The following is a 14,386-nucleotide window of genomic DNA, read 5'->3' as shown; positions in this document are numbered from 1 at the left end:
CTCGGCACAGGCCAAAGCCGCGAGCGGCTTCGACAAGGCCGCCTTCACCGTCGACTGGAAGACCCGCCAGGCCCGCTGCCCCGAAGGACGGACCAGCAGCGGCTGGTATCCCGTCACCCAGCACGGCCGCGACGCCATCGTCGTGGAATTCGCCAAGGCCGACTGCCGCACCTGCCCCTCCCGCGGCAAGTGCACCGCAGCGGCCCGCGGCAACCGCATGCTCACACTGCGGCCGAAGGAACTGCACGAAACCCTCGCCGCCGCCCGCGCCGAGCAGAAGACCGACTCCTTCAAGACCCGGTACAAGCTGCGGGCCGGGGTGGAGGGCACCGTCAACCAGGCCCTGGACGTCACCGGGATCCGCCGGGCCCGCTACCGCGGACTGCCCAAGGTCCGCCTCCAACACGCCTTCTCCGCCACCGCTATCAACATCGTACGACTCGACGCCCACTGGGCCGGGCAGCCCCTGGACCGCTCACGCAGCAGCCACCTCACCCGACTCAGCTACAAACTCGCCAGTTGACACACGAATTGCGCACCAGAGTCGAGCTGCTTTGGGGCGAGTGATCATGGCCCCGTAAGCTTCCGGCGCGTCGGGCAGTCTGTGGACCTGCCCGTTAAAGCACGACGTTGGGGCCATGATCTTCGAGGCTCGCCCCAAAGTGGCTGCCTAAAGCCGTGGAGCCGACCGCCCCAGCCACAGAGGGTGTCTCCCCGCTTCATGCCCGCAGCCGCCGAGCGCGCCGCCGGGCGCGGCCAGCCGGGGCGAAGACAGGAGGCAGGCCGCGCCGCAGAGGCGGCGCGCGCCCGCGCCGTGCGCGGGCCTTGAACCAGTAGAGAGACTTTGAATCACACTCACACTGGCGGCTGTTGATGCTGCTCTTGCGCCTGGTCGCTGTCAGCTCGTGGTGTAGAACCCTGGGTATGGGGAGTGAACGGCGCGAGCGGATGCGGATGCTTGGGGCACGTCTTCGGGCTCTGCGTGCGGAGGCTGGTCTGACTGGTGCTGCTCTGGCTCAGCGGGCTGGCGTTGGGCAACCGACGGTCTCCAAGGTGGAAACCGGGCGCATGGTTCCCAGCGTCGATGTGCTGAACCGGCTGTGCCGAGCACTCAACCTCGATGAGTCGGCGGCCGGGGAAGTCCATGACCTGCTCGTCGCTGTTGAGTCTGTGATCACCACCGACTCCGAACCTGCGGGGCTGCCCGCTGGGCTCGTCGTTGATGACGCGGTCCGCGGTGCTCGGGCGGTGCGGTCCTTCCAGTGCGTCGTTCTGCCTGCCCTGCTGCAGAGCGCGGAGTACGCCCGTCACGTCTTCGAGAGCGCGCCGGACTCGACCCCTGAGGCGGTCGGTCGGGCTGTCGCTGCCCGTGTGGAGCGGCAGAGCGTGTTGTACGAGCCGGGGCGTGAGTCGGTGTTCGTGCTGACGGAAGCGGTGCTGCGGACCTGGCCGGGCACGCCGGCGCTGATGCTGGCCCAGCTCGACCGGCTGCTCGCCGTCGAGAGCCTGAGCACCGTGCGGCTTGGCGTCATCCCGTGGCGCCGCCCGGTGCCGCTTCTGCCTCATCACGGATTCACTCTGTGCGACGAGCAGGCTGTCGTGATTGAGGCATTCACCGGTGAGCGGGTGGCCGTCGACTCCGCCGAGGTGGCTGCGTACGAGGAGACCTTCCACCGCTTCCAAGAGGCATCCGTCTTTGGTGGCGAGGCGCGTGAGCTGTTGCTGCGTGTGATGAAAGAGTTCCGCGAGCTGGGAGACACGGTCACCCCTTAGAGGAATAATTCCTCTACATGCCTAGCGTGCTGCCTTCCTGTGGGCATAGCCTGCCGTCGCGCTGTCTAGTCCCCTAGACGCAGACAAGGAGCTTGCCATGCGTACCAAGTGGTGCCGCGCCTTCCCCGGTCTGGCCGAGCAAGTGGTCCAGGCCCGTCGCTTCGTCGCTGCCTTAGTCGCCGAGAAGGGGCCGGTCGATGACGCCACTCTGGTTGTCAGCGAACTGGCCACCAACGCCGTTCGTCACTCGCTGAGCGGGGCGGAAGGCGGTTGGTTCCTCGTGGTCGTCGGCTTCGGTGACGGCTTCGTCCGTATCGAGGTGGTCGACCAGGGCGGCGAACGGGTCCCGCACCTGTGCGATGTGACCAGTCAGGAAGAGGGCGGGCGCGGGCTGCTGCTGATCGCGGCCTGCGCCAAGGACTGGGGCGTGAAGAACTGGCCCGACGGGCGTTCCGTCTGGGCAGAGCTGACCTGGGAGGGCGCGTGACCGGGCGCCCGTCACTGATGGGGGGCCGTTGCCGTGCCGGCGGTGACGAGTGACTCCTCGGGGTGTGCCTCGGCGACGGTCGCGCTTCTTCGTCGTTGAAAGTCGTACGGGACGGCGCCTCCCACCCATTCCGTCTAGGGCCCTAGACTCCTGGGTACTTCTGGGAGGTGTGGTCATGTCGGACGAGTTGCAGCGGATCATGGCGATCGATGATCCGTACCTGCTCCTGCGTGAGGTCACCACGAGGCTGGCCGCTGCGCAGCAGGAGGTGACCGAACTCGGCCGGCTCCGCCGCCGCGTGGTTCAGGACCTCCACGCGCAAGGAATGTCCTACGCGCAGATCGCCGAGAAGGCCGGCCTGAGCCGCGGGCGGATTCATCAGATCCGGCACACCGGCCCGGCACCTGAGGGGGCCTTCCTTGGGACGGGTGCCGTCACGGTGGTGACACCGCTCCGGTGGGACGACGCGAAGAAGCGCCCGGTCGTCGCCATGGCCGACATGAACTCTGGCAAGCGGCTGGAGGAGCTGGCGAAGTCGTACGGGCTCGACGTCAGTTCCGGCCACGTGCAGGTGAGCGGCGAGGTCGACCTCAACCGTGACGGCCTGGTCGTCGTCTGCGGGCCGGGCATGTCCCAGGCCATGCGCGACCTGTACGCCCAGGACCCGGTACTCGCCTGGGAACACCCGGAGGGCGAGCCTTGGGCGCTGGTGGACCGGCGCACCGGCACGGCGTACCACGCAGGCGCGGACCTCGAGCCGAGCCGTCCGCACGACGTCGGATACCTGGGCCGACTGCCTCGCCCGGACGGCAACGGCTCGGCCCTCGCCATCGCCGGCATCCACACGGCAGGCTCCCTCGGCGTCGTCCACCTGCTCACCTCGGACCTCAGCACGCTGTGGGGACAGGTGGGGGAGCGGCACTTCTCCACGCTGGTGAGTGTCGAGTACGACCCCGAGACCGAAGAGCCGCAATCCGCCGAACTCCTCTGCCCCCTCTACCTGCACGACGAGGAGGCGACGGCGTGAACGTCGCCCTCGGCACGCTGCCCGCCGAACCAGACCAGCAGAACGAGGACTTCGCGGCCGCCGCTCCCGGTGCGGCCGTCCTCCTCGACGGTGCCGGCGTCGCCGGGGCCGAGACCGGCTGCACGCACGGTATCGCGTGGTTCTCCTCGACCTTGGGCGGACTGCTGCTGGGCAACATCGGCCAAGATCCCGTCCGGCCGCTCGCCGACTGTCTCGCCGACGCGCTCCGCGGCGTCCGGTCCCTGCACGAGGACACGTGCGATCTGACCTACCGGGCCAGCCCGACCAGCACGGTCGTCGCGGTCCGCGTCGGCGGGGGAGCGCTGGAATACCTCGTCCTCGGTGACTCGACCCTCCTCCTGGCCCACCAGGACGGGAAGGCGACCGCTGTCACCGACGACCGTCTGGACCAGGTCGGAAAGCAACTCCGCGCGCCGGTCGACCGACTACCCACCGGCACGCCCGAGCACGCTGCCGCCCTGGCCCAGTACCGCGACGACCTGACGGGACTCCGTAACCGGCCGGGCGGCTTCTGGATCGCCGGCCCCGAACCCCGGGCAGCCGAGCACGCCCTCACCGGAACGGTGCCGCTGGAGTCGCTGGCGTCCGTGACCCTGCTGAGCGACGGCGCGACACGCCTCGTCGACCGGTTCGGCCTCGCCGACTGGACGGACGTGCTGGACGTGCTCGCGTCCGCCGGCCCGGACGAACTCATCCGCCGTGTACGGGAAGCGGAGAACAGCGATCCCGACGGGCAGCGATGGCCTCGCGGAAAGGCGAGGGACGACGCCACGGTTCTCCACTGTCCTGTGACATCGAAGTTTGAGTGACCAGGTCGGCCGACAAGGCTCCGGCCTCCGAGCGGTGTCAGTGGAGGGCGGCAGACTGCGCGCATGGATGCTTCTCTCGACACCGATCGCTGTGACCGTGCTGGGGTGGTGTGGGTCCGGTCGATGGGCGGCCCCTTGATCGTCGTTCCGGAGTCCTCTGTGACCGCCTGGGGTGGATGCACGGAGGACGGTTCTGTCCTCGGTGATGCCGATGGCCGTGATGACTACGACCGCGCCTGCGAGGTGGAGGACTGGGCCGGTGTCATCGCCGTAGGCGCCGCCACTGCGCTTGTCCTGGCCGATGAACCTGCAAAGACGTGCTTCCTGCCAGAGAAGCTGCTGTTCGTGCGGTGGCTGGCTGCGGACTCCGAGGCCGAGTTGTTCGCGGCAGCCGAGGCGGTGCTGGCCGATCCGGACACCGCTTGGGAGGACGGCGGACTGTGGGTCACCGATGGCCCGGCGGTGTTGATGGATTCGGCTGAAGCGGGCGCCGATCTGGGAGTGGAGTATCCCGACGGGGGCCAGCCGGACCAGGCTCCAGTGCAGCTCCCGGCAGGTTGGTGGAGGGTGCGTGCGGTCCATCAGACCGGCGAGTTCCCGTGGGTGGGTGTGGCGCAGCTTGTTGCCGAGGACGGCCACCCCTGACCTTCGATGGCACGGGACATCCACTGGTGACCTCTCGCAGCGAAGGTTGAGCGTTCTCACCGAAGGTTGAGTGGCGGGTCTACTACAGTTCAGCGTGGGCCGTGACTGGCGCTGAGGTGGAGCACCACCGGGGAGCGGTCTGACGAGACGTCGATGCCGTGCGCCTGGGCGAGTGGTCAGCAACGCCTGGAGGGCAACGATGTCCGCGACTCAGACGGCCCAGCTCATGGATGGCAGGAGCCTAGCCAAGCGCATTGTCGACGAGGCTGCTGCCAAGGCAGCGGAGATCTCCCGACGCACGGGGACCAGTCCCTGTCTGGCGACGGTGCTGGTGGGAGAGGATCCCGCGTCGGCCACGTACGTCCGCATGAAACGAGCGCGGTGCGCGAAGGCAGGCATCCAGTCCCGGCATATCGGTCTTCCTGCTACCACCCCGACCGCCGAATTGATCGACACCCTGGCGGACCTGTCCAGCGATCCGGAAGTGCACGGCATCCTGCTCCAGCACCCCTGCGGCGGGCATATCGACGAGCGAGCGGCGTTCGAGGCCATTGCTCCTGAAAAGGACGTCGACGGGGTCACGATGCATTCCTTCGCCGCGATGAGCTTCGCGCTGCCGGGCTTCGTGTCCTGCACGCCGGGCGGGATCATGCGGTTGTTGGATGCGTACGCCGTCAACCTCGCCGGCAAGCACGCCGTCGTGGTGGGTCGCAGCGCGATCCTCGGTAAACCGGCCGGGATGCTCCTGCTCGCCAAGGACGCGACGGTGACGTATTGCCACTCCCGCACGACTGACCTGTCGGCGATCGTCCGGGAAGCGGACGTCGTGGTAGCAGCGGTGGGACGGCCCCGGTTGATCCGCGGTGAGGACATCAAGCCCGGCGCTATCGTGATCGACGCTGGCTACAACCCGGGCAACGTCGGGGACGTGGACTACGACACCGCCCGCACCCGAGCTCGTCTGATCACTCCGGTTCCCGGTGGCGTCGGGCCGATGACCATTGCCGTTCTGCTCGCTCAGACGGTGGAAGCCGCCGCGAACCAGCTCGGAGTGCAGCACCAGTGATCGCCTTCACGAGCAGCTCGCTGACGCCTCCGGCCCAGCTGAGTTCACGTCATGGACCTGGCATCTCGCGATGACGCTCTCCGACGGTGGACGTAGCGGCTGATCGGCATCAGCGTGGTCACAGCTTTGCCGTGTCGTCGTAGAGGCGGTCCCAGATCTGTTTAGGCAGAAGACCGGCGTCGATCATGGGGTCGATCAGAACTTGGATCGGTTCGATGACCGTGGGAGGGCGACGCCGGATCACATGCTCCGGCGACGGCTCTGGCGCGTTGAGGGCGCGTCGGACCGTTGCTCGGGAGACGCCAAAGCGTGCTGCCACTCTGCGTAGCGGGAGCCCTCTTCCCTCAGCGAAGCGTCGGATCTGAAGGAACAGCTGTGCTTGGGCATCTTCGTTTTCATCGTGGCCGGCGGGCCGGACCTTGACTAGCAGGCTCCCAACGGCCGCTCAATCTTCGCTGAGAAAACCTAGCGGTCACCAATCTTCGCTGACAACGCTCAACCTCCGCTGCGAGAGATCAACTGGGTGCCCTCGTCGTAGCCGCGCACCCAACCGTAGAATCGAACGTGTGAGCGACCAACCGTCCCGACTGGAGCTGCTGCGCTTCGCGCGCCGTGTGGTCGTGCAGCAGGCGACGGCTGCCGTGCGGCAGCTCGACGGGTGGATCGCGGACGAGGAGCGGCGCGAGGCTGAGCGGCGCCGAGGTGAGGAGATGCGGCCGCCGCCTCCGGACTGGCTGCTCCAGTACGGGCTCAACCGTAAGAACGTGGATGCCGTCCATGCCGGGGACTGCTGGGCAGCGACGAAGTCGGGCCGGTGTCGTCCCGCGTCCCGCGAGCAGGTGGTTGAAGCTCTGCGGCATGGCGTGCCGGCGTGCGTGCACTGCCGCCCGGATACAGCGCTGGGCCTGCTCGACAACCCTTGACGGTGGTGGTCTAAAGGCGGGCGAGGGGCTCCCGAATGGTGTCACTGGCCGCTGCGAGATCGGGTGGTCCCATCGACGCTCGCGCGACACACTCGTATACCCCCCTAGACAGTTGACGGGGCGTCGGTTTACGGTAGGCGTCAACCCCCCTAGACAGTTGGGGTGGTCGCCTCCCTGTGCTGTCTAGGGGGGTATTCAACGGCTCGGCGTCCACGAAGGCGCCCGAATCAAGTGAGGTTCAGAATGCGTGTCATCCCCGTGGACACCTCGTCCGCCACTCTGCTGGTCACCAAGCTCCCCGAGGTTAAGGTGAGGGACCGGCAGACCGGCGAGGTGGCCGTGGACCCGGTCACCAACGACCGGCTCATGGTCATGGAGCTGGTGTTCATCGCCCAGGGCGGCTCGGACATGATCAAGGTCACCGTGCCCGAGAAGGGCATCGGCGAGGGACTGGTCATGGGCGCACCGGTGTTCCTGTCCGGCCTTATCGCCCGACCCTGGGAGAGCGAGTTCGGCGGCCGTACTCGGCACGGCATCGCCTACCGGGCAGACGCTGTCATGGTCGGTACCCCGGCCGCGGTGCAGGGCTGACCGCCATGTCCAATGCCCTGTGGATGCTGCTGTTAGCGCTGCTGGTGGCGGCTGTGCTGGCCGTTGTGCGCCGTCGGCTGCCGGTCCTGTTCTGGTGGCTGGTCGGGTATCCGGCCGTGACGCTGCGGGTGCTCGCCACGTACCGGGCCACGATGGACGCCTGCGGCCTGACTGTGCCCGCCTCGGCCATGCGCCGGGCCACCGCCCGGATGGTGGGGCGGCAGGCCGCTCCCGTGCCGCCTCGTCGGTCGCTGCCGCTGCCGACCGGGTCCGGACTCGTGATGCGGCTGCGTATGGCGGCCGGCCAGGCACCCGAAGACTTCAACGCGTCGGCTGACCGGCTACGGCATGCGTGGGGTGTGCACGCCGTGCACGTCCGGCCCACCAAGCCGGGAAGGCTGGAGCTGCGGTTGGTCGGCTGGGACGTCCTCGCCGACGTCCGGCCGCCTCGTCGGTGGCTGCGGACCGAACCGCTGACCCTGCCCCTGGCACTGCGTGAGGACGGACACTGGCACGTCCGGGACTTCCGCACCGTGCCGCACGAACTCATCCTCGGCGCAACGCAGTCGGGCAAGTCCGTGTACCTGCGGAACCTGCTGTGCGGGCTGGCCCGGCAACCCGTCGCACTCGTCGGCATCGACTGCAAGTGGGGCGTCGAACTGGCGCCGTTTAGGCCCCGGTTGTCGGCGCTCGCCGATACGCCGGACCGTGCTAACGACCTCCTTGACGTCCTGGTGGACGAGATGGAGGCGCGCTTCCGCCTCATCGGCATGAGGGGCGGGGCCGGTCCGGATGCCGTGCTCACCTCGGACGTCTGGGGCCTGCCGGAGAAGGCGCGGCCGGTGCCGGTCGTGGTCGTCGTCGACGAGGTCGCCGAACTCTTCCTCGCTGCGAGCAAGGACGACGAGAAGCGGCGGGACGCCATGGTCACCAAGCTCATCCGCCTCGCCCAGCTCGGGCGTGCGGCCGGTATCTATCTTGAGGTGTGCGGGCAGCGCTTCGGTGCCGAACTCGGCAGAGGCGCCACCATGCTCCGCGCCCAGCTCACCGGGCGGGTCTGCCACCGCGTCAACGACGAGACGTCCGCCAACATGGCCCTCGGCGACATCGCACCGGAAGCGGCGCTGGCGGCTACCAGGATCCCGGCCGAACGACCCGGCGTCGCGGTCGTCGGTGACTCCTCCGGCGGCTGGTCCCGGGTCCGCTCCCCGCATCTCACCCTCGAAGACGCGGCGGCCGTCTGCCGCGACACTTCGGGCCTGATTCCGGTACTGCCCCGCCTGGACACCTTCCGCCCCGTGGTGCCGCAGCCTTCCGCTGCTCCCGTCGTGCAGCCCGCCACGCGCCCGGTGACCGGGTAGCCGCACTTCCCCTGCAACGGTCGGCGTGACCGCCTCACGCCAAGTCCCTACCCCTGCCTTGCCGAAACCGAAGGAGCCCGAGCCGATGCGTGCCCACCTGGCCCGCGTGGACGCCGTGATCGTGCAGGCCGTCATCGCCGGTGCCCTGTCCTTCTCCCACTTGCACGACGTCGCCGCGGCGGCCGGACAGGACGGCTGGAAGGCGTGGGCCTATCCCGTGAGTGTCGACCTACTCTTGGTCGCCGCCTGGCGTCGGATGCGCCAGTCACAGCGAGCGGGTCAGGCGGCCGGCGGTCCGCGTTTGTGGTTCCTCGTAGCCCTGGCCGCGTCCCTCGGCGCCAACGTCGCCACGGCCGGCCTCCTCGACCTGGACGACGTACCCGCCTGGCTCCGCGTGACGGTCGCGGGCTGGCCCGCTGTCGCCTTCTTCGGCGGCACGCTGCTGGCCCACGCTCCGCACACCCCGGAAGGGCCCGCTGCCTCTCCTGCGACGGACGCCGCTACGGCTCCTGACGGCGGTTCGTCCGGCGCGGAAGGGTCCGATCACAAGATTCCGCACCCCGCCGACCCCGAACCGGCTCCCGAGCCTTCTGCCGCGCCGGCCACCGCTCCCGCCCCGGCGCCTGCTCCAGCCGTCGCCCTGCCGCCCGCCCTCGTCGACCGCGTCCGGGCCCTGGCCGAGGAACACCGCTCGGCCACCGGCCGCCCCGCCGACCCCGACGCCGTCCGCACTCGGCTCGGCCTGCCCCCGTCCATGACCGCATCCGTCGCCGCACACCTCTGAGAGGAGCCCCACCGTGAACCGCCGTTTCCGCAACCTCCGACGCATCGGCCCCGTCAACGTCGCCTCCTACGTCGAACGCGGCCGGAACCGCCACCTGGCCGCCTGCACCGCTCCCCGCTGCGACTTCTCCGCCGAGTACGACAGCCGCGCCGCCGCCGAACTCGCCGCCCGCACCCACCGCTGCCCGGCCTGACAGGAGACCACCCGACATGGACGTTCCGCTCTGGCTCGCCCTCCTCGTCGTCGGCGTCCTCGGCATCAAGCTCATCCGCCCGCCCTGGTGGCTCATCGCCGTACTGCTCCTCGGCGGCTACCTCCTCGCCGACAGCCTGCTCGCCCCCGTCATCGACCCCGCCCTCAAGTGACCCGCGAAGGGAGACCGCTCATGTTCCGACCGAAGGCCCCGACCATGCCGCAGCCCACCGGCCTGACCACCCCGCCCGCGGTCGTCGAACCGACCACCATCACGCCGGACACCCCGGCCCCGCCGCCGGCACCCGCTACCCCGGCCCCGGCCCGTCCGGCCGTCCAGGTCACGCCGGGCACCGTGCTCGCTCTCGTCGGCGGCGGCACCGCCGTGGTCCTGGTGGTCGGGGCCGTCTTGGTCTCCATGCTCCTCGCCGTCGCCCTTACCGCCACATCCGTGGCTGTGTGTGCCCTCACTGTCCGCTCCGTCATCGCCCGCCGCTGACACCACCGCGCCGACCTCCCGGCCTTTTCGCACTGTCTAGCCCCCTCGACGCAACCAACCGCAAGCCCATGCAAGGAGGACCCCGCCCATGACTTCTGCGGCTCCGACCGCAGCTATCCGCCAGCTGGCAGCACTCGCCCGGCACGGCGACCTCAGCACCTATGCCCACCAGATCCAGCGCCTCGGCGGCTGCGAGCGGCCCATCCGAATGGAGGGCCACCGGCTCGACGTCCACGCCGCCACCGGGGAGATCGTCCGGGAAATCACCGACCGCGACCTCCCGGCCGGACAACTCCTCATCCGCTGCAACAACCGCCGCGCCACCCGGTGCGCCTCGTGCGCCGAGGTGTACCGCAAAGACACCTTCCACCTCGTCACGGCCGGCCTGAGCGGCGGCAAAGGCATCAGCCCGGCCGTGGCCCAACACCCGCGTGTCTTCGCCACCTTCACCGCCCCGTCCTTCGGCCCCGTCCACAACCGCCCCGGCGGTGGCCGGTGCCGCTGCGGACGCCGTCACCCGGACGACGACCCCGCCCTCGGCGCGCCCCTGGACCCGGACCGCTACGACTACCGCGCGGCCGTCCTGTGGAACGCACACGCGGGGAAGCTCTGGGGCCGCTTCACCACCTACCTGCGCCAGCACCTCGCCTCCCGCGCGGGCCTAAGCCGTTCGGCGCTGCGGCACTGCCTCAAGGTCTCCTACGCCAAGGTCGCCGAGTACCAGCGGCGCGGTGCCGTCCACTTCCACGCCGCTATCCGCCTCGACGGCCCGGACGGTGCCGAGGACACCCCGCCGGCCTGGGCCACGACCGAACTCCTCACCGATGCGATCCGCTGGGCGGCCAGGGAAGCCGAGGTACCCGGTCCGGTCCTCGACAGCCGCGCGTACACCTTCCGCTTCGGCGACCAGCTCGACATCCGCCCCATCCGCTCGGCCGACTTCGCTGGCACCTCCGAACTGTCCAGCCGCGCCGTGGCCGCCTACATCGCCAAGTACGCCACCAAGGGAGCCGAGACCGCGGGCACCCTCGACCGCCCCATCCGCAACCCGATCACCGACCTGATCGGCTCCGGCGTCACCGACCACGCCCGACGCATGATCCTCACCTGCTGGCACCTCGGCGCCCTCCCCGAACTCGAAGACCTACGCCTGCGCAAGTGGGCCCACATGCTCGGCTTCCGCGGCCACTTCTCCACCAAGTCCCGCACCTACTCCGTCACCCTCGGCGCCCTCCGCCAGGAACGCGCCGACCACAACGAAGCCCTCACCCGCGAACGCGCGGCCGAAGCCGGTCATCCGCTGCCAGACCCGGACACCGTCCTTGTCCTCTCTCACTGGCGCTTCGCCGGTACCGGACTGACCGCCGCAGAGACCTGGCTCGCTGCCTCTCGCAACTCCGCTACTTCACCGGAAGGAGAACCCACACATGGCTGACCGCTACCTGTCCGTGGCGCAGGTGGCCGAACTCCTCGGCACCACAGAACGCTTTCCGCGCCGCCTCATCGCCGAGCGGCGCATCGTGTTCGTCAAGGTCGGCCGGCACGTCCGCATCCCGGAGAGCGCACTGAACGCCTTCATCGACGCCAACACGGTGCAGCCGATCGGTGACCGCCGCAGCTCCCTGCGGAGGGCTGCCTGATGGCGAACAAGAAGGGGAGGCGGCGGGACTTCGGTTCCGTCCGACAGCTTCCGTCCGGCCGTTGGCAGGTCCGCTACCGGGACCCGGAGACGGGGCAGCTGCGTCCGGCGGAGAAGACGTACGCGACCAAGACCGATGCCCAAGTCGCCCTGACGCACATTGAGTCGGACATTGCGCGCGGGCAGTGGTCGGACCCGGACGCTGGGGTGGTGAACTTCGCCGAGTACGCCACCGCATGGCTGCGGGACCGGAAGCTTGCCGACCGCACCCGTGAGCGGAACGAGTCGGTGATGCGGCTGCACATCCTGCCCACCTTCGGGGCCGGGAGCGTGGCCGACGTGACGACGGCCCGGGTGCGCAGCTGGCGCGGAAAGCTCCTCGCGGCCGGCGTCGGTGAGCCGTCGGTGGTCAAGGCGTACCAACTGCTGCGTGCCCTGATGAACACCGCCGTGGACGACGAGCTGATCCGTCGCAACCCGTGCCGCATCAAGGGCGCGGACCGTTACGACGTGCCCGAGCGGCCGGTCCTCACGGTGGCGGAGGTCTTCGCCGTCGCCGACTCCATCGCGCCGCGCTACCGGCTGCTCGTGCTCCTGGCGGCCTTCACCACTCTGCGGTTCGGGGAGCTGGCGGCCCTGCGGCGCCGGGACGTCGACCTGGAGGGGCTGACCGTCACCGTGCGCCGGGCTCAGGCCGAGCTGCAGGACGGCCGGCTCTTCGACAAGGCGCCGAAATCCGCGGCCGGGGTGCGCTCCGTCTCCTTCCCGGCCGAACTGCTCGACGCAGTGACGCACCACCTGGAGCACTTCGCCGCTCCCGGTCGCGACGGGCACGTCTTCATCGGGCCGCAGGGCGGGCAACTGCGGCGGAGCAACTTCCGAGACGACTGGGTCAAGGCCCGGAAGGCCGCGGGCGTCACGACCGAACTGCACTTCCACGATCTCCGGCACACGGGCAACACGCTGGCCTCGACGGCCGGCGCGAGTACGCGGGAGCTGATGACGAGGATGGGGCACAGCAGCTCGCGCGCCGCGCTGATCTACCAGCACATGACCAGCGACCGCGACCGGGCCATCGCTGATCGGCTCGGAGCCATGATCCGCGAGGGCGGGGGAGAGGCCACCGGCTAGAGGATGTGGCATCCGCGTGGCATTAGTGGCACGCGTGTGGCACGACCCCGGACGCGACGAAGGGCCAGCCTGGGAGGAAACCCCTCCTGAGCTGGCCCTTTGCTCTGTGCCCCCGGCAGGATTCGAACCTGCGACACCCGCTTTAGGAGAGCGGTGCTCTATCCCCTGAGCTACGAAGGCGTAGGCGAGCTTGATCGGAACCGGGGTCGGTGCCGGGTCCGGCGTCAAGCCCTGAGCGTCCTGGCCGACGGCTGCGGTGTGGGCCGGGTGGAACCCGGGACGTGTGCCGCAGCGCCCGCCGGGGCGCTCGATCCACAGGATACCGGATCGGCGCCCCGGCGGGCCGGGTGGTCAGGGCTTGCGGGCGACGCCGCCGAACATGGCCACCTCGGCCGGCAGGGCGGTGTCGTCGTCCGGGCGCCAGCGGTTGCAGGAGACGACGCCGGGCTGGAGGAGCTCCAGGCCGTCGAAGAGGCGGGTGACGGCTTCCGGGGTGCGCTGGGTCAGTCTCGGGGTGCCGTTCTCGTTCCAGAAGGCCACGGCCGCGTCCACGTCCGGCATGTCGGGGCGGGTGATGGTGTGGGAGAGGACCAGGTGGCTGCCGGAGGGCAGGGCGTCCATCAGGCGCCGCACGATGCCGTGCGCCTCGGCTTCGTCCTCGACGAAGATGACGACGCCGAGCAGGATGAGCGCCACGGGCCGGGTGAAGTCGAGGGTCGCCGAGGCCTGTTCCAAGGATCGGGTCTATCAGGAATCAGGTGTAGTTCGTCTGTTTGGCCTACAGGTTCTTCGGTGGGCTGATCGGACTACACCCGTCCGGTCGTAAGGCGGCCGTCGAAGAGGACGTCGAACTCGTTGAGGGCGGTCTTCCAGCGGTTGTTCCATCGCTGGCGGCCGCGGCCGGTGGGGTCCAGGGCGAGGGTGGCGAGGTAGAGGCGCTTGAGAGCGGCGGTCTCGTTGGGGAAGTGTCCGCAGGCCTGGGCCGCGCGCCGGTAGCGGGCGTTCAGCGACTCGATCGCGTTGGTGGTGTAGACGACCTGGCGGATCGCGTCCGGGAGGCCGGGGAAGGGCACGAACTCGCTCCAGGCCCGTTCCCAGCACTGCGGGATCGAGGGGTAGCGCGTGCCCCACTTCTCGGCGAACTCTGTGAGCCGGGTGCGGGCCGCTTCCTCGTTGACGGCGGTGTATACGGGCTTGAGGTCGCGGGCGACGTCGGCCCAGTCGCGGCGCGAGGCATAGCGCAGGCTGTTGCGGATCAGGTGGACCACGCAGGTCTGCACCACGGTCTGCGGCCAGACGGTGTTCACCGCGTCCGGCAGCGCGGACAGGCCGTCGCAGACCAGCATCAGCACGTCACGGACGCCCCGATTCTTGATCTCGGTGAGCACGGTCTGCCAGTACTTGGAGCCCTCGCCGCCGTCACCGGTCCACAGCCCGA

Annotated in this window: 19 protein-coding genes, 1 tRNA gene, 1 pseudogene and 1 riboswitch; of the genes and pseudogenes, 17 read left to right on the top strand and 4 right to left on the bottom strand. The window is 69.5% G+C overall.

Features of this window, described 5'->3' with window-relative positions; translation table 11 throughout:
- From B9S61_RS19855 to B9S61_RS19825, 7 genes are all read left to right on the top strand, one after another.
- A partial coding sequence (locus B9S61_RS19855; RefSeq protein WP_181007444.1) for a transposase occupies nucleotides 1-523 on the top strand: 523 nt, incomplete at its 5' end.
- Between the two features lie 401 nt (nucleotides 524-924).
- Nucleotides 925-1,773: a helix-turn-helix transcriptional regulator gene (locus B9S61_RS19850; RefSeq protein WP_103543461.1), complete on the top strand. Its 849-nt coding sequence runs from the start codon at nucleotides 925-927 to the stop codon at nucleotides 1,771-1,773.
- Nucleotides 1,774-1,870: 97 nt separating this feature from the next.
- Nucleotides 1,871-2,260, top strand: coding sequence for an ATP-binding protein (locus B9S61_RS19845; protein WP_103543459.1), 390 nt, complete (start codon nucleotides 1,871-1,873; stop codon nucleotides 2,258-2,260).
- A 175-nt stretch (nucleotides 2,261-2,435) separates the two neighbouring features.
- Complete coding sequence (locus B9S61_RS19840; protein ID WP_103543458.1) at nucleotides 2,436-3,287, top strand: sigma factor-like helix-turn-helix DNA-binding protein; 852 nt, start codon at nucleotides 2,436-2,438, stop codon at nucleotides 3,285-3,287.
- Complete coding sequence (locus B9S61_RS19835; protein WP_103543457.1) at nucleotides 3,284-4,117, top strand: protein phosphatase 2C domain-containing protein; 834 nt, start codon at nucleotides 3,284-3,286, stop codon at nucleotides 4,115-4,117. The genes B9S61_RS19840 and B9S61_RS19835 overlap by 4 nt, the downstream gene beginning before the upstream one ends.
- Nucleotides 4,118-4,180: 63 nt before the next feature.
- Nucleotides 4,181-4,762 (top strand): immunity 21 family protein, encoded by a 582-nt coding sequence (locus B9S61_RS19830; RefSeq protein ID WP_258039747.1) that lies wholly within the window; start codon nucleotides 4,181-4,183, stop codon nucleotides 4,760-4,762.
- Nucleotides 4,763-4,853: 91 nt separating this feature from the next.
- Nucleotides 4,854-4,939, top strand: a riboswitch (ZMP/ZTP riboswitch).
- Nucleotides 4,940-4,961: 22 nt separating this feature from the next.
- Nucleotides 4,962-5,828, top strand: coding sequence for a bifunctional 5,10-methylenetetrahydrofolate dehydrogenase/5,10-methenyltetrahydrofolate cyclohydrolase (locus tag B9S61_RS19825; RefSeq protein WP_103543456.1), 867 nt, complete (start codon nucleotides 4,962-4,964; stop codon nucleotides 5,826-5,828).
- A 118-nt stretch (nucleotides 5,829-5,946) separates the two neighbouring features.
- Here the strand turns inward: B9S61_RS19825 and B9S61_RS19820 are convergent, their stop codons facing one another.
- The gene (locus B9S61_RS19820; RefSeq protein WP_258039748.1) at nucleotides 5,947-6,189 is read right to left on the bottom strand and encodes a helix-turn-helix domain-containing protein; all 243 of its coding nucleotides are present in this window, start codon (nucleotides 6,187-6,189) and stop codon (nucleotides 5,947-5,949) included.
- Nucleotides 6,190-6,394: 205 nt separating this feature from the next.
- On the opposite strand from B9S61_RS19820, the gene B9S61_RS19815 reads away from it, so the two are divergent.
- The 10 genes from B9S61_RS19815 (at nucleotide 6,395) to B9S61_RS19770 (ending at nucleotide 12,948) form a co-directional block, all read left to right on the top strand.
- Complete coding sequence (locus tag B9S61_RS19815; RefSeq protein WP_031025886.1) at nucleotides 6,395-6,751, top strand: DUF6233 domain-containing protein; 357 nt, start codon at nucleotides 6,395-6,397, stop codon at nucleotides 6,749-6,751.
- A gap of 243 nt (nucleotides 6,752-6,994) precedes the next feature.
- Complete coding sequence (locus tag B9S61_RS19810) at nucleotides 6,995-7,342, top strand: hypothetical protein (protein WP_028959488.1); 348 nt, start codon at nucleotides 6,995-6,997, stop codon at nucleotides 7,340-7,342.
- A gap of 5 nt (nucleotides 7,343-7,347) precedes the next feature.
- Complete coding sequence (locus tag B9S61_RS19805; RefSeq protein WP_103543454.1) at nucleotides 7,348-8,703, top strand: FtsK/SpoIIIE domain-containing protein; 1,356 nt, start codon at nucleotides 7,348-7,350, stop codon at nucleotides 8,701-8,703.
- 85 nt (nucleotides 8,704-8,788) lie between these two features.
- Complete coding sequence (locus B9S61_RS19800) at nucleotides 8,789-9,487, top strand: DUF2637 domain-containing protein (protein WP_103543453.1); 699 nt, start codon at nucleotides 8,789-8,791, stop codon at nucleotides 9,485-9,487.
- 13 nt (nucleotides 9,488-9,500) lie between these two features.
- Nucleotides 9,501-9,680, top strand: coding sequence for a mobile element transfer protein (locus B9S61_RS19795; protein ID WP_019524147.1), 180 nt, complete (start codon nucleotides 9,501-9,503; stop codon nucleotides 9,678-9,680).
- Between the two features lie 16 nt (nucleotides 9,681-9,696).
- Nucleotides 9,697-9,852 carry a hypothetical protein gene (locus tag B9S61_RS19790; protein ID WP_103543452.1) on the top strand — a complete coding sequence of 52 codons (156 nt, stop codon included), beginning with the start codon at nucleotides 9,697-9,699 and terminating at the stop codon, nucleotides 9,850-9,852.
- A gap of 20 nt (nucleotides 9,853-9,872) precedes the next feature.
- Entirely contained in the window at nucleotides 9,873-10,178 is a 306-nt protein-coding gene (locus B9S61_RS19785; RefSeq protein ID WP_103543451.1) for a SpdD-like protein, read from the top strand.
- Nucleotides 10,179-10,266: 88 nt separating this feature from the next.
- Nucleotides 10,267-11,613, top strand: coding sequence for a replication initiator (locus tag B9S61_RS19780; RefSeq protein WP_103543450.1), 1,347 nt, complete (start codon nucleotides 10,267-10,269; stop codon nucleotides 11,611-11,613).
- Complete coding sequence (locus B9S61_RS19775) at nucleotides 11,606-11,818, top strand: excisionase family DNA-binding protein (protein WP_055690853.1); 213 nt, start codon at nucleotides 11,606-11,608, stop codon at nucleotides 11,816-11,818. The genes B9S61_RS19780 and B9S61_RS19775 overlap by 8 nt, the downstream gene beginning before the upstream one ends.
- Complete coding sequence (locus B9S61_RS19770; RefSeq protein WP_103543449.1) at nucleotides 11,818-12,948, top strand: site-specific integrase; 1,131 nt, start codon at nucleotides 11,818-11,820, stop codon at nucleotides 12,946-12,948. Before B9S61_RS19775 ends, B9S61_RS19770 begins: the two co-directional genes overlap by 1 nt.
- Nucleotides 12,949-13,055: 107 nt before the next feature.
- Here B9S61_RS19770 and B9S61_RS19765 read toward each other — a convergent pair.
- The 3 genes and pseudogenes from B9S61_RS19765 to B9S61_RS19755 form a co-directional block, all read right to left on the bottom strand.
- A tRNA-Arg gene (locus B9S61_RS19765) sits at nucleotides 13,056-13,128 on the bottom strand.
- A 171-nt stretch (nucleotides 13,129-13,299) separates the two neighbouring features.
- A pseudogene (locus B9S61_RS19760) lies at nucleotides 13,300-13,683 on the bottom strand (SAM-dependent methyltransferase); the annotation flags it as partial.
- A gap of 71 nt (nucleotides 13,684-13,754) precedes the next feature.
- The coding region (locus B9S61_RS19755) for an IS256 family transposase (RefSeq protein WP_107499712.1) at nucleotides 13,755-14,386 on the bottom strand (632 nt) is incomplete at its 5' end.

The sequence above is a fragment of the Streptomyces sp. SM1 genome (assembly GCF_002910825.1).
Lineage (GTDB): Bacteria > Actinomycetota > Actinomycetes > Streptomycetales > Streptomycetaceae > Streptomyces > Streptomyces okerensis.
Note: the sequence above shows the minus strand (reverse complement) of the source record. Positions and strands in the feature narration are given on the sequence as shown.